This is a genomic window from Streptomyces sp. Tek67B01 (assembly GCF_055231995.1).
This window is the reverse complement of the sequence record NZ_JBUYUY010000001.1, coordinates 1,083,163-1,106,269: the sequence shown is the minus strand read 5'-3', so window position 1 is coordinate 1,106,269 and position 23,107 is coordinate 1,083,163. Positions and strand designations below refer to the sequence as shown.

15 protein-coding genes are annotated in these 23,107 nt (G+C 73.9%); 2 read left to right on the top strand and 13 right to left on the bottom strand.

Annotated features, from left to right (window positions below; genetic code table 11):
* Positions 1–36: 36 nt before the first annotated feature.
* Together ACV7NM_RS05220 and ACV7NM_RS05215 are read right to left on the bottom strand one after the other, a co-directional pair.
* A complete protein-coding gene (locus ACV7NM_RS05220) occupies positions 37–1,656 on the bottom strand; it encodes an alpha/beta fold hydrolase (RefSeq protein ID WP_463409146.1) in 1,620 nt (539 codons plus the stop codon).
* A gap of 14 nt (positions 1,657–1,670) precedes the next feature.
* Positions 1,671–3,284, bottom strand: a complete 1,614-nt coding sequence (locus tag ACV7NM_RS05215) for an alpha/beta fold hydrolase (RefSeq protein WP_463409145.1) — start codon at positions 3,282–3,284, stop codon at positions 1,671–1,673.
* 645 nt (positions 3,285–3,929) lie between these two features.
* On the opposite strand from ACV7NM_RS05215, the gene ACV7NM_RS05210 reads away from it, so the two are divergent.
* Complete coding sequence (locus tag ACV7NM_RS05210; RefSeq protein ID WP_463409144.1) at positions 3,930–4,781, top strand: methyltransferase domain-containing protein; 852 nt, start codon at positions 3,930–3,932, stop codon at positions 4,779–4,781.
* On the opposite strand, the gene ACV7NM_RS05205 is transcribed toward ACV7NM_RS05210, so the two are convergent.
* Positions 4,719–6,056: an MFS transporter gene (locus ACV7NM_RS05205; protein ID WP_463409143.1), complete on the bottom strand. Its 1,338-nt coding sequence runs from the start codon at positions 6,054–6,056 to the stop codon at positions 4,719–4,721. The genes ACV7NM_RS05210 and ACV7NM_RS05205 overlap by 63 nt on opposite strands.
* 272 nt (positions 6,057–6,328) lie before the next feature.
* Here ACV7NM_RS05205 and ACV7NM_RS05200 point away from each other — a divergent pair, with 272 nt between their 5' ends.
* Positions 6,329–8,311, top strand: a complete 1,983-nt coding sequence (locus ACV7NM_RS05200) for an APC family permease (RefSeq protein ID WP_463409142.1) — start codon at positions 6,329–6,331, stop codon at positions 8,309–8,311.
* A 56-nt stretch (positions 8,312–8,367) separates the two neighbouring features.
* Here ACV7NM_RS05200 and ACV7NM_RS05195 read toward each other — a convergent pair whose 3' ends face one another.
* The 10 genes from ACV7NM_RS05195 to ACV7NM_RS05150 all read right to left on the bottom strand — a co-directional run bounded on the left by ACV7NM_RS05195 (position 8,368) and on the right by ACV7NM_RS05150 (position 23,017).
* Positions 8,368–8,685: a hypothetical protein gene (locus ACV7NM_RS05195; protein ID WP_463409141.1), complete on the bottom strand. Its 318-nt coding sequence runs from the start codon at positions 8,683–8,685 to the stop codon at positions 8,368–8,370.
* A 198-nt stretch (positions 8,686–8,883) separates the two neighbouring features.
* Positions 8,884–9,618 carry a 4'-phosphopantetheinyl transferase family protein gene (locus ACV7NM_RS05190; protein ID WP_463409140.1) on the bottom strand — a complete coding sequence of 245 codons (735 nt, stop codon included), beginning with the start codon at positions 9,616–9,618 and terminating at the stop codon, positions 8,884–8,886.
* Between the two features lie 13 nt (positions 9,619–9,631).
* Positions 9,632–10,894 carry an MFS transporter gene (locus ACV7NM_RS05185; RefSeq protein WP_463409139.1) on the bottom strand — a complete coding sequence of 421 codons (1,263 nt, stop codon included), beginning with the start codon at positions 10,892–10,894 and terminating at the stop codon, positions 9,632–9,634.
* Positions 10,895–11,038: 144 nt separating this feature from the next.
* Positions 11,039–11,311, bottom strand: coding sequence for a hypothetical protein (locus ACV7NM_RS05180; RefSeq protein WP_463409138.1), 273 nt, complete (start codon positions 11,309–11,311; stop codon positions 11,039–11,041).
* Between the two features lie 77 nt (positions 11,312–11,388).
* Complete coding sequence (locus ACV7NM_RS05175; protein ID WP_463409137.1) at positions 11,389–12,735, bottom strand: glutamate synthase-related protein; 1,347 nt, start codon at positions 12,733–12,735, stop codon at positions 11,389–11,391.
* The gene (locus ACV7NM_RS05170) at positions 12,732–13,715 is read right to left on the bottom strand and encodes an asparagine synthetase A (protein ID WP_463409136.1); all 984 of its coding nucleotides are present in this window, start codon (positions 13,713–13,715) and stop codon (positions 12,732–12,734) included. The genes ACV7NM_RS05175 and ACV7NM_RS05170 overlap by 4 nt, the downstream gene beginning before the upstream one ends.
* 68 nt (positions 13,716–13,783) lie before the next feature.
* Positions 13,784–15,106 (bottom strand): methylaspartate mutase, encoded by a 1,323-nt coding sequence (locus tag ACV7NM_RS05165; protein WP_463409135.1) that lies wholly within the window; start codon positions 15,104–15,106, stop codon positions 13,784–13,786.
* Positions 15,103–15,555 carry a cobalamin B12-binding domain-containing protein gene (locus tag ACV7NM_RS05160; RefSeq protein ID WP_463409134.1) on the bottom strand — a complete coding sequence of 151 codons (453 nt, stop codon included), beginning with the start codon at positions 15,553–15,555 and terminating at the stop codon, positions 15,103–15,105. Before ACV7NM_RS05160 ends, ACV7NM_RS05165 begins: the two co-directional genes overlap by 4 nt.
* A gap of 170 nt (positions 15,556–15,725) precedes the next feature.
* Positions 15,726–15,932: an MbtH family protein gene (locus ACV7NM_RS05155; protein ID WP_463409133.1), complete on the bottom strand. Its 207-nt coding sequence runs from the start codon at positions 15,930–15,932 to the stop codon at positions 15,726–15,728.
* Positions 15,929–23,017, bottom strand: coding sequence for an amino acid adenylation domain-containing protein (locus ACV7NM_RS05150; RefSeq protein ID WP_463409132.1), 7,089 nt, complete (start codon positions 23,015–23,017; stop codon positions 15,929–15,931). The genes ACV7NM_RS05155 and ACV7NM_RS05150 overlap by 4 nt, the downstream gene beginning before the upstream one ends.
* Positions 23,018–23,107 lie beyond the last annotated feature (90 nt).

The following is a 23,107-nucleotide window of genomic DNA, read 5'->3' as shown; positions in this document are numbered from 1 at the left end:
CGCCCACCGCGCCGGGACCGGCGGCCGTGGGGAGTGTCACTGCTGCGGTGCGATCTCGAACGTGGGCGGCTTGAGGGTGGCGACGCAGCCGGTCTTCGGGGCCGTCGGGGTGTCTAGGAAGGAGAGGGTGATCTCCCGCGCGCACGGCGAGGCGGCGAAGGCCACGTGGGCGACGTAGGGGATGGTGACGACCGTGGACCGGCTCAGCGTTCGGGCGACGTACGGTCCGTTGCCCGCACCGGTCTGGGCGTCGAAGCCGGCCGACATGACGAGGGTCGGGATGTCGCTGTGCGTCACGTCCCGGATCGAGCGCGGCGCGGCCGGGACGTTCCATGCGGCGCAGTCCGGATAGAGGAAGGCGAGTTGCGGGGCCTGGGCCAGGACGGAGCGGGGGAACGACGGGAACGCCTGCCGCCCGGCCCGCAGTCCGGCGGCCTGGGCCTCGAAGGGCGTCCACTCACGGCAGAAGACGCCGTAGGCGACCCCGTGGGCCAACCGGCCGACGGCCTGGGGGCTGAGCTTGCCGTCCGCCCACTGCCGGGCGATCCGCTGCGGTTTGCCGTGTGCCAGCTCGTCGAGGGAACGGGGCACGCCGGCCGCCAGGTGGGTGGCGGACGTCAGCCAGGTCACCAGTGCCCCGCCGTCGAGGACGACCTTCACCGGTCCGGGGCGACCGGGGACCGAGACGGTGGTGGTGACCGGTCGGGCTTCCAACTCCCGGACGAGGCGGTCGAAGGTGGCCGACAGGTGCGGGTAGCGCTTGTCGCAGGCGGGCTGCCGCGCACACGCCTGGAACAGGCCGTCGAAGCCCTGGCGGGCGCTGCCCCAGGTCAGGGCGGATCCGGCCGTGGACGGCGGGAGGACACCGTCGAGGCCGACGGACCGGACGCCCTGCGGGTGTTGCCGCATGTAGATGAGGGCCAGGTCGGTGCCGTAGGAGATGCCGAAGACGTTCCACTGAGCGATGCCGAGGGCCACGCGCAAGTCCGCGTAGTCGGTGGCGCTTTCGGTGCTGTCGTAGGCGGCGAGGTCCACCCCGCGGGCCGCGAGTCGCTCGCGACAGGTCCGCGTCGCGTCGACGTGCAGGCGCCCGGTGGACGGCGCGCCGTAGACGAGACCGACCGCGCGCGCCGCGAACTCGTCGACACCGGGGCAGGTCAGAGCCGGTTCGGCGGAGTACGTTCCCCGCTGCGACATGAAGACGGCGTCCCGGTCGCGGTTGAGGCCACCGTCGATCGCCAGCGGGATCTCCCCCACGGCGTCGTCTCCGGGGCCTCCGGCGAACCACACGACCGGGTCGGGCTTGGGGTGCCGCGTGGCCGCCGGCACGATCGCGACCCCGAGTCTGATCTTCCGGCCCCCGGGCCTGGCGCGGTTCTCGGGCACCGTGAGCGTTCCGCAGCGGGCCGCCTTGAGGGCCGGGACCGGGTCCGGGGTCTTCGGGCAGGGGCCGGGGGTGTAGCTGGCGTCGCCCACCGTCTTCGCGGTCGTGCCGATGGCCGTCCCGGGGTCGCCGGTGGCCCGGCCGCCGCCGGCGCCGTGGGCCGGTACCGCGACGAGGCCGGTGACGAGGAGCCCGGTCGCCAACCCGGCCGGTACGGCACGCATGCGCCGTACGGTCGTGCGGTGACGGCGGGGCACGTCGTTGGTTGCCATCGGGCGCCTCCCGGCTACTTCGGGGTGACCGCGAACGGTTTCGGCTTGAGGTCGGCCACGCAGCCGGTGTCGGGTGCGGTGGGTCGGGCGAGGAACGAGGCCAGTACGCGCGCCGCGCACGGCGACTGGGGAACGACGAAGTGCCCGATCCCGGGGATGCGCACGACGGTCGAGTGCGACAGGCCACGGGCCGTACGCGCCCCCCAACTCGCCCCGGTCTTCGCGTCGAACGTCCCCGAGATGACGAGCGCCGGCACGGAGCTGACGGTGGCCACCCGTTGGGAGGCGGTCCGGTCGGGGACGTCCCAGACCCGGCACACCTCCTGCTGGAAGGGAAGCTGCGGTGCCTGGGCCAAGACCGTGTCCGGCAGACCGGGGAAGGCCTTGCGTCCCGCTTCGAGCAGATCGGACCGTGAATACCCGGGCACCCATTCGGCGCACGCCACCGACTCCGTCAGGCCGTGCGCGGTCCGCCCGACGGCGGGACGCGCGTCGGCCGCGCGGGCCCGCGCGAAGCGTTCCGGATGCCCGCGGGCCAGCTCGTCGAGGGCCGCCGGGACGTCGGCGGCCGGGACGGCGTTGGCGACCAGGAGGTTCACCAGGGTCCCGCCGTCGAGGACGACCTTCACCGGCGCGCCGCCGCGCGGCGGGACGGCGTCGAGGGTCAGGGGGTGCGCCTCCAGCCTGCGCACCTGCTCCGTGAGCGTACGGGCGACGTCGGGGTAGCGGCTCTCGCAGGCGGGCTGCGCCGCGCACGCCTCGAGGACGGTGTCGATGCCCTCACGGGCGCCGGCCCACGTCCACGGCAGGCTCACGGTCTGCGGAGGCGTGACCGAGTCGAGCGCCACCGCACGGACGCCCTGGGGATGCAGGCGCAGGTAGGTGAGGGCGAGGTCGGTGCCGTAGGAGTACGCGTAGACGTTCCACTGGCGCAGGCCGAGCGCTGTGCGCAGGTCGGCGAAGTCGGCCGCGTTCTCGATGGTGTTGTAGGCGCTCAGGTCGGTGCCGTCGGCTGCCAGGCGGTCCCGGCACGCCTTCGCCGCGCGCAGCAGGAGCCGTTGCGCGGCCGGTTCGTCGTAGCGCAACCCGACGGCCCGCGCGGAAGACCGGTCGATCTCGGGGCAGGCGAGGTTCGGCTGCGCGTGGACGTTTCCGCGCTGGGACATGACGATCAGCGGGCGGTCGCGGTTCAGGCCGGCGTCGACGAGGAAGGGGATGTCGTCGAACGCGTCGCCTCCGGGGCCGCCCGCCATGAAGACCACCGGGTCGGCGGCGGGCTTCGCCGACGTGGCGGGAATGACCGCGACGGCCAGCCGGATGGTGCGCTTGCCGGGATGAGCGCGGTTCTCCGGGACTTCGAGGAATCCGCACCGTGCGTGGTTCAGCGCCTCGACGGGCTCCGATGTCTTGGGGCAGGGGCCGGGTGTGAAGCGCGCCGGGGCGGCGGACGCGTTCGGGATCGGGGCACCGTGGACGGCCGCGCGGAGGTATCCGTGTGCGTCGTGTGGTGCCGCCGGGCCGCCCCCCGGTGCGGTGGCGGCCCCCGTCAGCAGGACCATGGCCGCCGCGACGGCCGCCATGGTCACTGCGGCCGACGTGCCCTGCGGGCCGATGCTGTGAGGTGCCATGTGATCGCGTTCCTCCGCCGGCATGCCTGCATTCACGGCTGCCCGACCGCATGACCGCAGTTCGGGCGGATCGCACATAAGGGACGATACCGGCTGCCCGGTGGGCACGCACACGTGACCTACGGGCGCCGGGGCACCGCCCACGGGCCAGGCCGGTACTCACGGGCCAGGCCGGTACTACCGGGAGAAGCCGATCCCCTCCCGTCGGTCGGCGTGCCCCAGGCCACGGCCACGACCGCGACCGCGCGCCGGGCGAGGGCGTCGGAGGTCCGGAGGGTGATGTAGAGGGACGCCGCGAGGGCGAGGACGAGCAACGAGGCGCCGGGCGGTGCACCCGACTTGCCGGAAGACGGCCGTGAGCGGCGGCCCGTATGCCGCGAGCGCGTCGTGGAGCGCGAGACCGGGCACGAACGTCGAGGCGAGCCACCGCATTTCGCCACTCGTGTCGTGGTCGACCACCGGGACGACGCGATACCCACGCACGCGCCGGGCCGCCCGCACCTCCTGCTCGAAACAGCGGCGGAAGTCCGGCTCGCGCCTCCGCCCGCTGCCGCCCCCGCGGCGTTCCCGGAGCAACTGGTCGATACTGGGGACAACGGGCTTTCGCGGGCATCGGGCCCGCCGGGCACGGGAGGCGGTGGCCGTATGCGTCCGACCGACGGAGGAACGCCCGCGCGCCCCCCTGCCGCCACCTCCGGCGCGTACGGCGAGGCGGTGTTCCAGCCCGGTAGGGCCGGCGAGGACGAGCGCATCGACCTCGGCGCGCTGGCCTACGACGACACCACCATCGCCCGGCTGCGGGCGCTGGGCGTCGGCCCCGGCTGGAGCTGCCTCGACGTGGGGGCCGGCACCGGCAGCGTGGCCCGGCGCCTGCTGGGTGAGCTCGAGGTCGCCGGCGTGCTGGCCGTGGACCGCGACACCCGCTTCCTCGCCGCCCACCCGCAGCCCGGTCTCGACGTCCTGGAGGCGGACCTCGCCGACTCCGGCTTCGATCCCGGGCGGTTCCACCTGGTCCACGCCCGGTTCGTACTGATGCACCTGCCCACCCGACGCCGGTTGATGGCGCGCCTGAGCGAGCTGCTGATCCCGGGCGGGGTGCTCGTCCTCGGCGACGCGGTCGACCCGGCCTCCGACACCGCGCCCCCGAGCCCGTACACCCGGGCCGTCCAAGCCATGTGGCAGGGCTTGCGCGACACCATCGGCACCGACGTCTCATGGACGCCGCGCTACCCGCAGATGCTCCACGACCTCGGACTGGACGCCGTGGCCGCCGAGATCCACGTCCCGCCCCTCGTCCCCGGCTCTGCGATCAGCCGCTTCTGGGCGGACACCTGGGACCGCGCGAGACAGGCCATGACCGCGACCGGTCTGGTCGACGACGCGGACATCGACGCGGCGATCCGCTACCTCGACTCGCCCGAATGCGCCGCCCTCTCACCCGGATTGATCACCGCTTGGGGCCGCCGGCCGGGCGGCGCCGAGCCCCGACCGGCCTGAGGGCCCCCGACCGCCCGGCGAAGTTCCCCGACGGGGTTTCGCATTCCCGGCGGACTTTCGCAGGTGAACCGACCAGACCAGTACGGCCGCCAGGGCGACCGAGACGACCGCCGTCGACATCCCCGCACGGATTCCGAAGCGCGCGGTGACGGCGCCGGCCACCAGGGCCCCGAGCGGAACCCCCAAACCCGAGGAGAGCATCCGGCGCGTGGTGTTCACCCGGCCCTGGAGCTCCGCCGGGGTGACCTCCTGCGAGTAGGTCATGGTGTTGACCAGAACCACGAGATAGGCCGACCCCCACAGGGCGAGGGCGACCACCGCGACCCGCCAGTCGGCGACGGACACCACGACCAGACCGAGCAACGCGCCCGCCGGCAGCACCAGGAGGAGGACGCGGGAGGCGTCCATCCGGCGCCGCAGCCCGGGCAGGAGCAGCGAACCGCCGATCCCGCCGGCGCTCCACGCCGCGTAGAGGAATCCGATCCGCCAGTCCGTGCCGTGTATCCCGAGCCCGCGGTCCGCCCAGACGACCATCTGTCCGACGATCGCACCCCCGGAGAAGGATTGGAGCATGCCGACCACGGTCATCGTGCGCAGCACGCGGTGGCCCCGCAGGAACCGCAGCCCCTCACCGACCGACTCCCCGAAGCCGGGGCGGCCGGCGGCCGGTGCGCCGCGGTGCGGCCCGCGGGCGATGGCCCGCACGAGCAGGGCGGAGGCGACGTAGGACACCGCGTCGACCACCACGGAGTCGGCCGGGCCCAGCAGGACCATCAGGGCGCCGGCGACCGCGGTGCCGGTGATCCGGACGAGGGACTCCGCGCCCTGGACGAACCCGTTGGCCCGGGCGAGGTTCTCCTTGACCACGGCCTCGGGCACGAACCCGTACCCCCCGGCGTCGAAGAAGAGGGCGAGGCTGGAGGACAGCAGCGCCACGGTGATCACCTGTGCCCCGGTGAGCGCGTCGAGCGCGGCGGCCACCGGAATGGTCGCCAGGCAGACTGCGTTCAGTGTGTCCGAGGCCACCATGAGGCGCCGACGGTCGACCCGGTCGGCCACCACCCCGGCCACCAGCCCGAAGAGGAGGTACGGCAGGGTCGCGGCCGCGGCGACGAGGGACAGCAGGAGCGGCGATCGCGTCTGCTGGTACGTCAGGACCGGCAGCACCACCGTGGTGACGGCCGAGCCCAGCGCGGAGATCGTCCTGGACAGGAGGAGAAAGCGAAAACCCCTCAGTTTCCTGAGGGGTTGCGGGGTCGGACTCGGGGGGACCATGGGTTTCGGGGGATCACCGACGGTCTGCTGTTCCGCATTCGAAGACATGGTGGTTTATAGGCAGACCTCGGAACGGGCCGCAACCCCGGGCCCGGAGCGGCTTCGCGGTGGCCGGCCCCGCCCCGCCCTCGCGCCCCGCCCCGCCCGGCGTCGGGGCGCCCCTGCCTGGGACGCCGCGAGCGGCAGGCCGCATACTCGGTGATCGTCGCGCAGGTGTGTCCGCGACGGCGGCCGCGCCCCGCGCTCCGGGCCGGGAAGGGTTGATGGGGTACATGAGGGAAATGAACGAACTGGCCGTGCCGGAAGTGGTGGACAGCCCCGCACTGCGACCACAACCGAGCGGAGGCCTGGCGCGGTGGTTGCTGCGCCACCGGGTACAGCCGGTCGGGCCGGCGGCAGGCGAAGGGCACAGCGAGCCGCACGCCTGGTGGAAGGTGATGTGCCTGACCGGGGTCGACTACTTCTCCAGCCTGGCCTACGTACCGGCGATCGCGGCGCTCGCGGCCGGCGCGGTCTCGCCCCTGGCCACACTGGTGATCGTCGCGCTGACCCTGCTCGGCATGCTCCCGATGTACCGGCGGGTGACGCGGGAGAGCCCGCACGGCGCCGGCTCGGTGGCGATGCTGGAGGACCTGCTGCCCTTCTGGCGCGGCAAGTTGTTCGTGCTGGTGCTGCTGGGCTTCGTCGCCACCTCGTGGGTGATCACCATCACGCTCTCGGCGGCGGACGCGTCCGTGCACGTCGTGGAGAACCCCTTCTTCCCCCAGGCGCTGCACGGCCACGAAGTGGCCATCACGGTGGCGATGCTGCTGCTCCTCGGCGGCGTGTTCCTGCTCGGGTTCAGCGAAGCGGTCAGCGTGGCCATTCCCTTGGTCGCCGTCTTCCTGCTCCTCAACGCGGTGACCATCGGCGTCGGCTTGGTCGACGTCTTCACCACCCCCGGCGCGTGGTCGGGGTGGACGGAGGCCCTCGCCTCGGGCGGAGGTGGCATCGGCGATCTGGCGGGACCGGCACTGCTGGCGTTCCCCCTGCTGGTCCTCGGCCTGTCCGGCTTCGAGACCGGGGTGAGCATGATGCCGCTCGTCGCCGCCGAGGGCGCCGACCCCGAGGAGCGCTTGCGGTCCCGTATCCGCAACACCCGTAAGCTCCTGACCACGGCCGCGCTCGTGATGAGCGTCTACCTGCTCGCGGCGAGTTTCGTCACCACGGTCCTCATCCCGCACAAGGAGTTCGAAGCCGGCGGCGCGGCGAACGGCCGTGCGCTGGCCTGGCTCGCCCACGAGCACGTCGGGGAAGCCTTCGGCACCGCCTACGACATCAGCACCATCCTGATCCTGTGGTTCGCGGGAGCCTCGGCGATGGCGGGCCTGATCAACATCGTGCCCCGCTACCTGCCCGACTACGGGATGGCCCCCGAATGGGGCCGCGCGGTGCGACCCGTCGTGCTGGTCTACACCGCCCTGTGCGTCGGCATCACCATCGCCTTCGACGCGGACGTCAACGCCCAGGCCGGCGCGTACGCCACGGGCATCCTCGCCATGATGGTCTCCGGGGCCTTCGCCGTGACCGTCTCGGCCCTGCGCCGCCGCCGGCGTACCGCGACGGCCGGTTTCGCGGTCCTGACGGCGGTCCTGCTCTACGCGCTCGTCGCCAACATCGTCGACAAGCCCGACGGCATCACCATCTCGGGGATGTTCATCGCCGGCATCGTGCTGGTGTCCCTGATCTCCCGCGTCTCGCGCACCACCGAACTGCGGGCCGACCGGATCGTCTTCGACGACACGGCGCGCCGTTTCGTCACGGACACCCTCGCCCACGACAACGCCATCAACATCATCGCCAACCGGCGCGAGACGGGGGACCGCGCCGAGTACGCCGGAAAGGAGCGGGAACAGCGTGGCACCAACCCGGTCCCCGGGCCGGCCGACGTCCTGTTCCTGGAGATCGACGTCGTCGATCCCTCCGACTTCAGCGAGACCCTCACCGTTCGCGGTGTCGACGTCGAGGGGTACCGGATCCTGCGTGCCGACGCGCCGGCCGCGCCGAACGCCATCGCCGCGATCCTCCTGGCCCTGCGGGACACGACCGGGGTCAGGCCGCACTGCTACTTCGCCTGGGCGGAAGGCAGCCCGCTGCGGCACATGTTCCGCTACTTCCTGCTCGGCCGGGGCGACACCGCGCCCGTCACCCGGGAGATCATCCGCAAGCACGAGCCCCGCCCCGACCGGCGCCCGGGCATCCACGTCGGCGACTGAGGGGAACCAGGAAGGCGAGGAAGCCGGCGCACGAAGGCGCGCTCAAGCCGCCGGCGTCACACCCGACGCCAGCGGGGGCGGCCGTCCCGGGCGGCGGGCTCGGGCGTCGGCTCGGCGCCGCGCAGGTGCAGGTCCCGGACCGTGGCCGCCGTCTCGCGCTGGAAGTGCTCCCAGGAGACCAGCCGCAGCCAGGTCGGGTCCGGCCGGTTCGGCACGGTGGCGCCGCGCGCCGCCCACTCCCGGGCGAGTTCGTCGAACAACGGGGCGGACCCGGCGGCGTGCGACGGCCGGCGGGGCACGAACAGGCTGCGGACGCCATCGTCCGCAGCCCGGTGCCGCGCCGTGGTGGTGGGCGTGGAGTGCGTCGTCGTCATGCCTGCGAAAACGATTCACCCGCCCACCGGACACGCCCATCCGGGGGTGGTCGACCCGCTCAGCGGCAGAGGGACCCGATGTCCTGCGCGAACGTCGGGAACTCGGCCCGCGCGCCGAGCACCACCCCCTCGGCGGAGTCGAAGGAGCCGTAGGGCTCGCAGGAGGGTAACCGCCCGCTCCGACACGCCCGCCGCCGGTCACGGGTCCCGTAGGGCAACCGCGGCGCAGTGGCCGTCCGGGACCAGGGCGTCGGTCAGGGTCCACCCCGGCAGGCGGGCCGGGACGGGGCCCGAACCCACGTAGTCCGCCGCCGGATCCTCCGAGAGCCCCACCCCCAGCCCCTTGAGGTACGCCTCCTTGCGGGTCCACACCCGGGTGAAGGCCAGTGAACGGTCCCCCGCCGGGAGGGCGGCGAGCTCCGCCGCCTCCCTCGGGTGCAGGACGTCGGCCGTCTCCGCGATGGCCTGCGGCAGGACCAGCTCCTCCACGTCCGCCCCGACCGGGGCGGTCGCGAAGGCCAGCAGGCTGATCCCCGTGCAGTGCGAGAGCGAGAAGTGCAGGGCCCCGCCCGGCAGTACCGGCCGCCCGTGCGGCTCGTCGCAGTGCGCGCAGGGCGCCCGTTCCACGACCACGTCCCGCGCCGGCATGCCCAGGTAGGCGCCGAGCAGCCGGCGCAGCGCGACGTGGGCGCAGACGTAACTGTCGCGGTCCGCCGCCCGGACGAACTCGGCCGCGCGGGCCAGCTCCTGGGCGTCCAGGGTGCCGGGCGCGTGCCGGGCCGCGTGCACCCGGTAGGCGGTGGTGTCCACGAGCCACAGCTGCGGACTCGCCGCCACCAGCACGGCCTCGGCCGGTCGCGGGCCCGGCTCCCGTCCCCCTGCGGGGACGGACAGCGGGGTCGGTACGAGCAGGTGAGCAGTGCCCGATGTCATCGCGAGAGCCTCCTCATACGGCCGCGGGGACGGGGAGCCGCACCGGCGCGGGCTCCGCTTCCTTCGCGGGGTGCCGCAGCGCCAGGACGGCCGCGAGCGGCGAGACGAACGCGATGGCCCCGCACAGCAGCCAGGTGGTCTGCACGCCGAGGGCCAGGGACAGCGAGCTGAACACGGCGATGGAGATGGGGGCCGTGCCGATCCCGGCGAGGGACAGCGTCGACATCGCGGCGCCCATCCGCTCCTCGGGCGCCGACTGCTGGTACAGCGTGACGATGGCCGGCCCGTTCAGCCCGGACAGCAGGCCGACCCCGGCGGCGACCGCGGTGAGGGAGACCACCGACGGCATGAGGGCCATCACGAGGATTCCGGCGGCGAGTCCCGCACCCGTGACGACGAGCCGTACGAACATCGGGATCCGGTGCGCCATGGCGGCGCCCACCGCGCTGGAGCCGAGCGCTCCCACGCTGAACGCGGCCAGGACCACACCGACCGCGCCGACTCCCCAACCGCGTTCGGAGACCAGCAGCGGCAGCGCCACCTCGGCCGGCCAACTGAACGCCATGTCCAGGCACAAGGCCGCCACGAACATCCAGCGCAGCCTGGGGTGACGCGCCAAGAGCCGGAAACCGTCCCCGGAGCGCTTGACCAGGGAGACGCCGGGCTCCGGCGCGGGTCGGACGAAGCCGTGGGTGACGTGCAGCAGGCAACCGAGCCAGATGGCGCCGGTGACGGCTCCGACGAGCATGGCCAGCCACAGCTCCCCGACGGTGATCAGGAACGCGCCGGCCGGGGCGCCGAGGATCGGCGCGACCCGCAGCACCATGGAGTAGAGGGAGTTGGCCCGCGCCAGTTGATCCCCGCGGGCGAACATCGGCAGCAGTACGCCGGAGGCCGGACCGGCGAGGCCCAGCAGGACCCCTTCGACCAGCGCGATCACCACCAGCGGCCACAGCTGCTGGGTGGTCGCGGTGACGACCGCGCCGGCGCCGAGCACGGCGACCCGGGCGGAGGTGGTCCGCAGCAGGACGAAGCGCGGGCCGAGGGTGTCCGCAACCGCCCCGCCGAAGATCAGCATCAGGGCCCGGGGGACGGTGGCGGCCAGGGTCAGCAGCGTGACGGCGCCGGTGCCGCCGCGTTGGACGGCGGTCCAGTTCATGGCGATGAGCAGCGCGAAGCTGCCGAGCTGGACGGCGGCCTGGCCGCCGACCAGTGAACTCACGCGGCCCCACTGGACGGTGGGAGCCGCGGGGGGCGTCTGTACGGGGGTTTCCATGGTCGACCTGTTCTCGGTGAGGGGCGGGTGAGGGTACGGAGCCGCGTGGGCGGTACGGAGCCGCGCGGGCGGTAGGGGACTGCGTGCGCGGTGCGGTGCGGGACCGCGGGGGCGGTACGGGACTGCGGGGGGCGGCGGCCCGGCTCAGCGGGCGCGCCGCAGGGCGACGGCGACGGCCCGCTCCGCCGCCCGGGCCAGATCGGCGACGCGCGGCGGTCCGCCGAGGCCGCGCAGGGCGAGGTGGCCGCCGAGGTGACCGAGCCCCGCCCGGGTCAGGGCCCGCGAGGCGGCTTCGCCGGCCGCGCCGGCGCCCGAAGCGGGGGCGACCGTGACCCCGGGGAGGTCGGAGAGCCGGAACCGTGCCCGTACCAGGCGGGGTCCGCGCCGGGACGGCCGACCGCTCCGGGGCCGGGTCACGGCCCCGCCCCGGTCACGGAGCCGCGACCGGAGCCGGGCCCCGCCCCCGGGTCGGGGCGCGGGGACCGGGCGGCCCGTCACGACATCCCCCCGGCCGCGACGGCCTCCGGGGCGCCGGCCGCCGCCGGGCTCCCGGCGGCCGTGGTGCCGACGGCGCCGGCCCCCGCGGCCGGTGCCTCCTGTTCGGGGGCCCCGGGCGCCCACAGGTCCTCCGGCCCCAGGTCCGCGACCCGGTACTTGCCGACGGCGCTCACCAGCAGCCGGGTCTCCAGCGCCAAGGCCCGCGCCAGCCGGACCAGCCCCTCGCGCGGGTCCTCGTCCACCGCGAGCAGCGCCGCCCGGCCCAGGCCCACGGCGGTGGCCCCGAGCGCCAGCACCCGCACGGCCCGGCCGCCTTCCCAGATCCGGCCCGTTGCGAGCAGGTCACCGGCCGGCGGGCCGATGCGGCGCAGGCACTCCCCGAGCGGCAGCCCGACCTGATCGAGGAAGACCGACGGCGCCCAGCCCGTGCCGCCCTCCGCGCCGTCCACCGTCACCGCGTCGGCGCCCGCCGCCCAGGCGGTGGCCGCGGCCCGCGCGATGTCCCGGCCGGGATGGAACTTCACCCAGGTGCGGGCCAGCGGGAAGTTGTTCCGCATGAACCGCAACTGCTGGCGGACGATCTCCTCGGTGAAGGTGCCCGGGGTCGCGCACCGCAGCAGCCGTTCGCCGTCGCCCAGCAGGTCCCTCACGGTGAACCGCCCCGCCAGTCGGCGGCCTTCGTCGGCGCCGACCACCGTCATCCCGCCCAGCCCGGGCTTCGCCCCCTGGCCCACCTTCAGTTCGAAGCCGAGCCGGCCGGAGTCCCGTAGCGCCCGCGTGCCGGGGTCGCTGTAGAGGAGGTTCCACACCTCCGAGTCGGCGTCCTCGGTGGACTGCTGCACCACCACTCCGCCGACCCCGTCCGGGACGCTGTCCGCGTACGCCGCGATCCGCTCCAGCAGCGCCGACCGCGTGCCGTCGCCGCCGCGGGCGTACCCGTGCACCGGCACCATGTTCTCGCCGATCACCATCGGGATGCCGAGCCGCGCCGCCTGCCGGCCGGCCGCCACGCCGAGGTCCCCGCTGCCCGCCCGCGTGGACCCGAACGCCGAGAGGTAGAGGGGTAGCTCCGCGGCGAAGCCACCGACGCTCGTCCGCAGGTCCACGTCCTCGTACGAAGGCTCGCGACCCAACTCGATCAGCTTCTCCAGCCGCCGGGGCATGAACACCGGTGGCACGACGCGCAGTTCGTCCAGCGGGTCCGCCGCCGTCCCCCGCGCCGAGGCCCCGTAAAGCCGCGCGCCGTAGGAGTCCGCCGCCGGGAACGCCTCGGCCGTGCCCGCCCGGGCCCGGGCCCGTACCGCCTGCTCGGGGAAGCCCGCCGCGCCCAGTGACCCGCTCACGGCGCGATCACCCCCGGCAGCTTGGGGTAGGCGCTGACCTGCCACAGGGCGTCGAGCCCGGTCAGGAAGCGGACCAGGCGCTGGAGGCCCATGCCGAAACCGGCACTGGCCTCGATGCCCTCGCGGGCCAGCTCCAGGTACCAGGCGTACTTGGCGGGGTTCTCTCCGCTCTCCCGCATCCGCGTGACGATCGCCGCGTAGTTCGACTCCCGCTCGCTGCCGCTGACCAGTTCTCCGTAACCGCCGTGCGCGATCAGGTCGAAGTTGCGCAGCACGCCGGGACGTTCGGGGTCCTCGCGGTCGTAGAACCCGCGGGAGCCCTTGGGGTAGTCGTCGATGAAGAAGGGGCGGTCCGCCTCCAGCGAGAGCACTTTCTCGCCCGCCCAGTCGATCTCCGCGTCCGGGCTCTGCGGGTGGCCCCGGCCCAGCAGGCGGGCAACCGCCTCCTCGTGGGTGCAGGAGTCGAACTTGCCCTGCCGGAGTTCGGCGAAGTCGCTCTCGTCGCGGCCCAGTCCGCGCAGGACGTCCCCTGCCGCCGTCCACACGTGGTCCACCACGTGCGTCAGCAGGCCCGCCACGATCTCCTGCACGTCGTGGCGCGTGGCGCCGGCCATCTCGACGTCGATCTGGTGGAACTCCACGAGATGGCGGCCGGTGGAAGCCGTCTCCGGCGGCTCCACGCGCACGTTCGGCGCTATGTAGAACAGTCGCGGGAACCCCCCCAGCGAGGCCTGCTTGTAGAGGATCGCGCTGGTCATCAGCTTGTACGGCTCGCCGTAGTAGTCGACGTCCAGGGCCTTGGCGCCCCGGCCGCCCGGATCGGTGACCGGACCGACCAGCGGCGGCAGCAGTTCCACGAAGCCCTCGCCGCGCAGGAACTCCCGCACCGCGTACAGGGCTTCCTGCTGGACCAGCATCGCGGAGCGCAACTGCGGGGAGCGCAGGTGCTCACCGATCGGGGGAGGGGCGTGGAACTCCATGTCGACTCCTGTCGAGAGCGGGATGCGTGGGGATGTCGAGGGGTGGGACGGGTCGGGCAAAGGCCGGTTCACGCGGCGACCCCGTCCTCGTCGTAACGCCGGGCCACCGCGTGGACGGCCGCGAGCAGTCCGTCCGAGGTCATCGGCGAGTGGCCGGCGTGCAGGGCGGTGGGTGCGACCGGCATCGCGCCGACCGCGGACCACCGCAGCCTTCCGGCCGGGTCGACGAAGCTGCGCGAGCGGCCCGCGTTGTCCGGGTGCAGGCAGTACGGGACGTCCAACACGCCCCGCGCGAAGGCCGTGCGCAGCGAGCGCCCGAGGTCCTCGCCGAAGTCGAGGACGGCTTCCACGAAGGCCCGGGCCTCCTGGTAGACCTCGCTGTCCGCCGGGTCGCCGGTCAGGGCGGGCCGCTCCGTCAGCGCGGCGGTCGCCGCCGCCGTCTCCAGCGCCCGTACGTTCTCCCGCACGGTCGGGATGCGGTGCGCCTCCGCGGCGGTCTTCACGATCAGGCGCTGAGCCCCGGCGCGGACGGCCAACCGCGCCGAGGCCTCCAGGAGCCGGGTGGCGCCGTGGGCGGTGTGCGGGAAGACCCCCATGTAGGTGTAGAGCACGATGTGCCGGTCCACCCCGCGCGGCAGGAACTCCTCGGCCAGCCGGCCCAGGGCGCGCACCGCCTCGGTGTCCTGGGCGGGGTCGGTCTGCTGTGCGTAGCTGAGGGACACGGAGCGGATGCCGTGCCGCGCGAAGAACATCCCCTCCAGCAGGCTCAGCGCCACCAGCAGTCCGGGCGGGCAGAGTTGCCCCAGCATGCATCCGCCGAAACTCTCCAGGTGGGGGGTGCGCGGAGGCGGCGCCAGTGCCGCCAGCAGTTCGCAGCAGCGGGCCCAGTTGTCCACGGACTCGGCGAGCGGGGTCCGCCCGTAGGGCAGGCAGTAGGAGACCGGTCCGCCCTCGGTGGCGTCCAGACCGGCGGCTGTGAGCGCGCGGACGATGGCCTCGGGGCGGGAGGAGCCGTGGCGGACCTGGACGGGGAAGCGGGCGTCGAGGACGCCGTCGAGCAGGGATCGGGTGCGCTCGGTGCGGTGGGTGGCGATCGGGTACCCGTTGAGCGGGGTGCCCTCGGCCAGGGCGGCCCGGGCGGCGGCGTGGGCGCCGACCCGGGTGTAGCTGTCGATGGTGAGGGTGCCGACGGTGGTGGCGACGGCGGATTTGGTCCGCTCCAGTCCGTCCCGCATCCGGCGCGGATCGCCGAAGCCCATCCGGGGTTGTACGACGAGCTGCCCGGCGGCGGCGCACGCGCCGACGAAGGCGCCGAACGAGGCGGTACCGCGGTCCGGGGTCGTGGGGAAGAGCGTGGCCACGTTCGGTGCGGCGAGCGTGGCGGCGGTCATGCGACGGCCTGCCCAGCGGCGCCGGCGCCGGCGCGGACGCGTACCTCGGCCAGGGAGCCCAGGTAGGCGCGCAGCCGCCCGACGTCGCCGTCGTCGAAGACCGCGTCGACGCCCGCGTCCAGGAGCCGGGCCCGCCGCCGCGGGTCCACCTCGCCCGCCACGCCGAGCTTCCCGCCGATGACGAGGGGCACCGTCAGCCCGGCGTCCCGCAGGGCCCGGACGGCTCCGAGGCCGTCGCGGTAACCGTGGCCGTTGACGCTGCTGACCACGACGAGGTCCGGGTCACGGTCCGCGCAGACACCGACGAGCAGGTCGTCCGGTACGCAGGGGCCCAGGTTCCGGACCCGGTGCCCGGACTCCTCCAGCAGCAGCTGGAGGTAGACGAGATTCCAGGTGTGGGAATCGGATGCCGTGCCGGTCAGCAGGATGTTCATATTCCTTCGTCGCATACCGAGAAATATAGAAAGCGCCGGACCCGGCGAGGGGAAGTTCCGGCGGCAGTATGGAGGAATTCCGGCGGGAGGCGTCAATACGGGAAAACGAGAAGCCGCGACCCGCAAGTGCGGGGCGCGGCTTCTCGTTTTCCCGATTCGGGGGACTTCCGTTCACGGGAACCTGTTCACGCGTACTGCGCGACCAGGCTCTTGGGGCGGATGTCCCTCCAGTTCTCCTCCACGTACGCGAGCGCGTCCGCCCGCGTCCCCTCTCCCCACACCACGTCCCAACCTGCGGGCACTTCGGCGAAGACGGGCCACAGCGCGTGCTGTCCCTCGGTGTTGACCACGACGTGGAAGGTGCCCTCGGTGTCGTCGAACGGGTTGGTCATGACAGACTCCTCAATTTCTCGGAAAGAATACGACCGATCAAAGCGAGCGGTTCCGGTTCACCCATTCTGGTGTGCGGGACCCCGATCACGTGATTCTCCACGCGGCCCTCGACGTAGGGAATCCAGTGCTGCGCGAGAGTGTTTTCCGTTTCCCCGTCCTCGATGGCCGCCAAGAAGAGAAGGTCGGTGGCGACCGGGCGCGGGGCGTACAGGTTCATGATTTCGGCGTGGTTGACGGAGGCGCCGATCACGGAGCGGATCTCGGCGTCGGAGAAGGCGCCGAGCACCGGGTCCTTCAGACGGACCAGGTCGATCAGCGCGTCGACGTCGAAGGGCGCGTCCTCGGGCTCGTCCGTGGCGTCGCCGACGAGCATGTCCCGCTTCTGCGCGGGCGTCATCCGGCGGCGCACCGGTTCGGTGGGCAACAGGTGGACGTCCATCATGGCGAGCAGATCGGTGCGTTCACCCAGCTCCGCCAGCCGGACGGCGAGCGCGTGCGCGACGGTCCCGCCGAAGGACCAGCCCAGGAAACGGTACGGGCCGTGCGGCTGGACCTCCCGGATCAGCGGCAGGTAGTCCTCGACCATCTCCTCCACCGACTCGGGGGAGTGGCCCAGCTCGCTCAGCGCCCGTGCCTGGATCGCGTACAGAGGCTGGTCGGGCCCCAGGTGCCGGGCGAGGCCGGCGTAGGGCCAGCCCACGCCCGTACCCGGGTGGACGCAGAACAGGGGAGCCCGCGAGCCGCGCGGGTTGAGGGGGAGCACCACCCCCATCGGGTCGAACCCGGTGGGCTCGTCGCCCAGCAGCCCGGCCACGGTCGGCGTCCGGAACAGGTCGCGGACCCCGCGCTCCAAGCCCAGCACGGTCCGCATCCGGCTGACCAGCCGCACCCCGAGCAGCGAATGGCCGCCCAGACCGAAGAAGTTGTCGTCGATGCCGACCCCCTCGATGCCCAGGACCTCGGCGAACAGTCCGCACAGGATCTCCTCGCGCGGGGTGCGCGCGGGCCGTCCCGAGGGCCTCGCGGTGGGGGCGGGTGCGGGCAGGGCCTTGCGGTCGGGCTTGCCGTTGACGGTCAACGGGATCGCGTCGAGCAGGACGGCCGCCGACGGCACCATGTGCTCGGGCAGTTCGTCCGCGGCCCAGCGCAACAGCGCGCCCTCGGTCAGGGTGTGACCCGCGCGCGGGACCGCGTACGCCACGAGCCGTTTGCCTCCGGGGCCATCCTCGAACACCACCACGGCGACCTGGCCCACCCCCGGGTGCCGGGCCAGGGTCTCCTCGATCTCGCCGGGTTCGATCCGGAAGCCGCGCAGCTTCACCTGGCCGTCGGCCCGACCGATGAACCGCAGTTCGCCGTCGGCCGTCCAGTGCACGAGGTCTCCCGTGCGGTACATCCGGCCGCCGTCGGCGCCGAAGGGGTCGGCCACGAACCGCTCCGCCGTCAGCCCGGGCCGGCCGATGTAGCCGCGGGCCACCTGGGTCCCGGCGATGTACATCTCCCCGGCGACCCCGGGCGGTACCGGACGCAGCCGTTCGTCCAGGACGTGGACGCGCGTGTTGTCGAGCGCCGCGCCGAGGTACACCCCCCGCAGCGTGCGCCGCGCCGTGGGGAAGCGCTGTTGGTGGGAGGCGAAGGTCGTCTCCGTCGGACCGTACGAGTGGACCAGCACGGTCTCCGGGCAGTGGGTCAGGACCCGCTGGAGGGCACTGGGCGAGGCCACGTCGCCGCCCGTCCAGACCTCGTCGAGGAGCTTGAGGGTGTCCAGGCCCTCGTCGGCCATGATGTGGAAGAGGCCCATCGTGAAGTACGCGGCGGTGACGTCGTAGGTGCGGACGGTGTGGTCGAGTTCCGCGACGTCCGTCCCGTCACCGGGTGCGATGACGAGCTGCCCGCCGTTCAGCAGCGGCACCCACAGCTCGTAGGTGGAGGCGTCGAACCCGATCGCCGAGTGGACCAGCATCCGACGGTGGTGGGCGAGGTTCCAGCACCGGTCGGTGACGAGTTCGACCACGTTGCGGTGGGTGACTCCGACGCCCTTGGGTCGGCCGGTGGAGCCCGAGGTGAACATCACGTACATCAGGGCGTCCTCGCCGACCGCGATCCCCGGGTCGCCGGCGTCCGGTTCGAGGACGAGGGTGTCGACGGCCACGACCCGCACGCCGGCGACCCGTTCCCGCTCCACCGACGTCCGGCCGAGGTGTGCTTCCTGCGTGAGCAGGACCGTCGCCGCCACGTCCTCGCAGATCATACGGACCCGGGCGTCTGGCAGCCGCGGGTCCAACGGCACGTACGCCGCGCCGCACTTGAGCACCGCCAACGCCGCCACCAGCAGGTGCGGCGTGCGGTCCATCAGCACGGCGACCGCCCCGTCCCGCGCCACGCCCGCCTCGATCAGGCGGTGCGCCAGAGCGTTCGCCCGGGAGTCCAGCTCGGCGAAGGTGAGGGTGTCGTCCTCGTACGAGAGGGCGACGCGGTCGGGGGTGCGCCGGGCCTGCGCCGCGAACCGTTCGTGCACCAGCCCGCACCGGGCCCGCGGGGTCGCCGTGTCGTTGTACTCGGTGACCAGCCGGAACTCCTCCTCCGCGGTCAGGAGTCCCACGTCGCCGATGCGCTGCTCCGGGTCCTGGGCCACCGCCCGCAGGGTGCGGGCCAGGTGCGTCGCCAGCAGGACCGCCGTGCCCTCGTCGTACAGGTCCGTCGCGTACTCCAGTACACCGACCAGCCCGCCCGGCGTCCCGTCCGCGCCCCGGGTCTCCCGCAGGGACACGGTGAGGTCGAACTTGGTGAACCCGGAGGCCGTGCCCAACGGCGTCCCGGCCAGCGCGGCCCCGGGCGGGGTCTGCGGCTCGGCCGGATGGACCTGGACGATCGCCTGGACCAGCGGATGGTGGGCGGTGGAACGCACCGGGTTCAGCCGTTCCACCACCAGGTCGAACGGCACGTCCTGGTGGGCGTAGGCCGCGAGGTCGGTGTCCCGGACCCGGCGCAGCAGCTCGGTGAAGCGCGGGTCGCCGGAGGTGTCGCAGCGCAGGACGAGGGTGTTGACGAAGAAGCCGACCAGATCGCTCAGGGCCTCGTCGTCCCGGCCGGCGGTCACCGTGCCCAGCGGCAGGTCGGTGCCCGCGCCGTGCCGGGTCAGCACGGCCGCGAAGGCGGCCTGGACCACTGTGAAAAGCGTGGTCCCGTGTTCCAGGGCGAGCCTCTCCAGCCGGGCGTGCGTCCCTGCGTCCAGGTCCAGGGCAGTGGCCGCGCCCCGGTGCGAGGCGTCGGCCGGTCGGGTGCGGGAGGAGGTGAGCTCCAGGACGGGTGGCGCGTCGCCGAGGGTCTGCTCCCAGTAGGCGAGGTGCCCGGCGGCCCCCTCCCCCTCCAGGGCCGCGCGCTCCCACAGCGTGTAGTCGGCGTACTGCACCGGCAGGGGCTGCCAGGCGGGGGCCGCCCCGGCCCGCCGGGACTCGTAGGCGGCGGCCAGGTCGGCCAGCAGGGGGCCCGTGGACCAGCCGTCGGCCGCGATGTGGTGGACGAGCAGCACCAGGACCTGAGCGGGGCCCGCGTCGATCAGCGAGGCGCGGAAGGGCAGTTCGCCGGCCAAGTCGAAGACGTGCCCGGCGGCCGCGTCCACCGCCGCGTCGAGTCCGGCCGGATCCGCGGTGACCAGGTCGAGCACGGGCCGGGCCGCGTCCAGGACGCGCTGGTAGGGCCGGCCGTCCACGGCCGGGTACACGGTACGCAGCACCTCGTGCCGCCCGGCGACATCGGCCAGGGCCTCGGCCAGCACCGCCGGGTCCAGCGGTCGCTCCAGCCGCAGCGCGAACGCGATGGTGTAGGAGCGGCTCGCCCCCTCCAGTTGGTCCACGAACCACAGCCGGCGCTGCGCGTACGACAGCGGGATCAGCTCGGGTCGCTCGTCCGCCGGTACGGGGACCAGCGCGGGGCGCCCCGCCGGCGCCGCCTCCCGCAGCAGGCGTACCGCCAACTCGGCCGGGGTCGGGGCGAGGAACAGGTCCCGGATGCGGGCCTCGACGCCGAGCGTGGCCCGGATGCGGTTGACGAGGCGCACCCCCATCATCGAGTGCCCGCCCACCGAGAAGAAGTTCTCGTCGGGGGCCACCCGGCCGAGCCCGATCACCTCGGCGAAGAGCGTGCACAGCACAGCCGCGGCGGCCGGGTCCCCGGCCCGGTCGGTCCGGGCCGGCTCCAGGGCGCGGGCGCGCGCGAGGCGCTCCCGGCACTCCGACAGGTCCCGGCTCTCCTCCGCGGTGAGCAGCGCGGGCGCGGCGGCGCCGGTCGGCCCGTCGGGGTCGTCCGCCGCGCGGGCGAGGGCCCGCAGGAACACATCCAGCAGCAGTCGCGCGGTCGGGGCGTCGAAGAGGTCCGCCGCGTACTGCCACCACACCTCCAGTCCGCCGTCCGCGAGCTCCACGCACGAGGCACTGAGGTCGAACTTCACCGCTTCCAGGCCCGGTTCGACGAAGCGCCCGGTCAGACCGCCGCCGAGGGCGAGGGCCGTGTCGCCCTCCTCCTGCACGGTCAGCATCACCTGGAAGAACGGGTTCACGGCCAGGCCGCGCTCCGGGTTGAGGTGCTCCACCAGCAGGTCGAAGGGGAGTTCCTGATGGGCGTAGGCCGCGAGGTCCGCCTCCCGCGCCCGGTCCACGAGCTCCGCGTACGGGGCGCCGCCGGACACGTCGGTACGCAGGACCAGGGTGTTGACGAAGAAACCGACGAGGTCGGAGAGGGCCTCGTCGCCGCGCCCGGCCACCGGGGTGCCGATCGCGATGTCCGTACCGGCCCCGACGGCGGCCAGGGCCAGGGCCAGCGCCGGCTGGAGGGCCATCAGCATGCTCGCTCCGCGGTCCTCCGCCAGCGCCGCCAGCCGCCGGTGCGCGCCGGCGTCCAACCGGGCGACCAGCGTGGCGCCCTCGCCGCTCGGTTCGGCGGGCCGGGGTCGGTCGGCTGGCAGGTCCAGGACGGTCGGCATGCCGTCGAGCGCGTCCCGCCAGTAGGTCAGCAACGGGGCGGGATCGGCGAGGAGTTCGCGCTGCCACAGCGTGTAGTCCGCGTACTGCACCGGCAGCGGCTCCCACGCCGGCGCGTCTCCGGCCCGCCGGGCCTCGTAGGCCTGCCCGAGGTCGCGCAGCAGCGAAGCGACGGACCAGCCGTCGGTGGCGATGTGGTGGGTCAGCAGGGCGAGGGTGGCGGAGCCGTCGCCGGGGACGAACAGCGCCGCGCGCAGGGGCAGGTGTGCGCCGAGGTCGAAGGTGCCGGAGGTGAAGCGGGCGGTCAGGGGGGCCAGTTCGGCCGGCGCGCACTTGCGCACGGTCAGCGGCACCTCGGGCGCGGCGAGGACGTGCTGGTAGGGCTCGGAGTCCACGGCCGGGTACACGGTGCGCAGCACCTCGTGCCGCTCCACCAGGTCGGCGAGGGCCGCGGCGAGCGCCCGGTCGTCGGGGACGGAGTCCAGGCGCAGGACGAGCGGCAGGTTGTAGGTGGCCGACGGTCCCTCCAGCCCGGCCAGGAACCACAGGCGGCGCTGGGCGTACGAGAGGGGGAGCCGGTCCTCGGCGGCCGGCACCACGCCGTCGAAGACGCGGACCGCGCCGCCGTCGGTGCCGGTCTCGGTTTCGGCGAGGCTGTCGGCGGCGCCGGCGTCAACCGGCGCCTTGAGGAGTTTGCGGTCGATCTTCCCGGAGGAGGTCCGGGGGAGGGCCTCGACCAGGTTCACGGCGCTCGGCACGGCCGCCGCCGGGAGCTCGGCCCGGACGCGGGAGCGCAGGGCGGCCGCGGTCACCCCGGCGTCGGCGACCACGAACGCGACGAGCCGCTTGACGCCGTCGGGGGTTTCCCGCGGTACGACGGCCGCCTCCCGCACGCCCGGGTGGGAGGTGAGGACCGACTCCACGGACGCGGGGTCCACCCGGTGTCCGTTGATCTTCACCTCGTCATCGGCGCGACCCCGGAAGCCGAGCTGCCCGTCCTCCCGTACGTGGACCAGGTCGCCGGTCCGGTAGGCGCGCCGGCCTTCCAGCGCGGCGAAGCGGGCGCCGGTCAGCTCGGGCCGGTCCAGGTAGCCGTCGGCCAACGCGCCGCCGAGCAGCCACAGTTCCCCGTCGACCACGGCCGCCGTGACTCCCGGCAGGGGCAGGCCGATCGGCACCGGGCCGTTCCCGTAGCGGGACAGGTCGGCCACCGTCGCCACGACGGTCGCCTCCGTGGGGCCGTAGGTGTTCAGCAGCCGCACCCGGTCCGGATCCACGGCCCGGCACCACTGGGCTACCCGCTCGGGCAGCGCGGCCTCGCCGCCGATGATCACCGTGCGGAGCGTCGGCGGCAGTTCGGCGACACCGGTGGCGAGGGCGTGGGCCAGCTCGTGCCAGTAGGCGGTCGGCAGGTCCAAGACGGTGATGCCGTTCGCCGCGCAGCCGGCCAGCAGCCCGGGGACGTCGAGCATGTCCTCGTCGCGCAGGACGAGCGTGCCTCCGGCGCCGAGGGTCAGGAAGACCTCCTCGACGCTCGCGTCGAAGTGCAGCGGCGCGAACTGCAGGACCCGGTCCTCGGCGGAGATGCCGTACCGGACGGTGGCCCCGGCGACGAAATGGGCCAAGGCCTCGCGCCCTATGACGACGCCGTTCGGAGTGCCCGTGGAGCCAGAGGTGTAGATCACGTAGGCGGCGTCCTCGGCCACCCCCGGGCCGGCCAGGACGAACTCCCCTTCTGACAGCCGTACATCGGCTCCCGCGCAGTCGGCGAGGATCGAGGCGTTGCGGGCCGCCGGCGCGCCCGGGTCCAGGGGCAGGTACGCGGCCCCGGTCCGCAGCGCCGCGAGCAGCCCCACCACCGCGTCGACGCCCCGGGTCCGGTGCACGGCCACCAGCCGGCCCGGACCCGCTCCCGCGTCCGCCAGCTCGTCGGCGCGGAAGGCCACCGCGAGGGCGAGCTGCCCGTAGGTCACCCGGCGCTCGCCGTGCACCAGTGCGACGCGCTCGGCGTCCTGGGAGGCGATCCGGTCGAGCACACCGGGCGCGGGGGTGATCGCCGGCCCGCCGTCCAGGACGGCGGAGGCGGTGGGGGCGGTCGAGGGCATCGCGGGGCCTCCAGGCGAGGGGAAGGGTGCGGAGAGGACTCCGTGGCCTCCACGCTAGGTAACCCTCGGGCCCTCGGCGGGCAGTCCCCG

Bases quoted from the DNA above. Each gene is read 5' to 3' on its own strand.
- ACV7NM_RS05165 (WP_463409135.1), bottom strand. From the start codon at position 15,106: ATGACCGCCGCCACGCTCGCCGCACCGAACGTGGCCACGCTCTTCCCC.
- ACV7NM_RS05200 (WP_463409142.1), top strand. From the start codon at position 6,329: ATGAGGGAAATGAACGAACTGGCCGTGCCGGAAGTGGTGGACAGCCCC.
- ACV7NM_RS05195 (WP_463409141.1), bottom strand. From the start codon at position 8,685: ATGACGACGACGCACTCCACGCCCACCACCACGGCGCGGCACCGGGCT.
- ACV7NM_RS05210 (WP_463409144.1), top strand. From the start codon at position 3,930: ATGCGTCCGACCGACGGAGGAACGCCCGCGCGCCCCCCTGCCGCCACC.
- ACV7NM_RS05160 (WP_463409134.1), bottom strand. From the start codon at position 15,555: ATGCGACGAAGGAATATGAACATCCTGCTGACCGGCACGGCATCCGAT.
- ACV7NM_RS05205 (WP_463409143.1), bottom strand. From the start codon at position 6,056: ATGGTCCCCCCGAGTCCGACCCCGCAACCCCTCAGGAAACTGAGGGGT.
- ACV7NM_RS05155 (WP_463409133.1), bottom strand. From the start codon at position 15,932: ATGACCAACCCGTTCGACGACACCGAGGGCACCTTCCACGTCGTGGTC.
- ACV7NM_RS05215 (WP_463409145.1), bottom strand. From the start codon at position 3,284: ATGGCACCTCACAGCATCGGCCCGCAGGGCACGTCGGCCGCAGTGACC.
- ACV7NM_RS05190 (WP_463409140.1), bottom strand. From the start codon at position 9,618: ATGACATCGGGCACTGCTCACCTGCTCGTACCGACCCCGCTGTCCGTC.
- ACV7NM_RS05220 (WP_463409146.1), bottom strand. From the start codon at position 1,656: ATGGCAACCAACGACGTGCCCCGCCGTCACCGCACGACCGTACGGCGC.
- ACV7NM_RS05170 (WP_463409136.1), bottom strand. From the start codon at position 13,715: ATGGAGTTCCACGCCCCTCCCCCGATCGGTGAGCACCTGCGCTCCCCG.
- ACV7NM_RS05150 (WP_463409132.1), bottom strand. From the start codon at position 23,017: ATGCCCTCGACCGCCCCCACCGCCTCCGCCGTCCTGGACGGCGGGCCG.
- ACV7NM_RS05185 (WP_463409139.1), bottom strand. From the start codon at position 10,894: ATGGAAACCCCCGTACAGACGCCCCCCGCGGCTCCCACCGTCCAGTGG.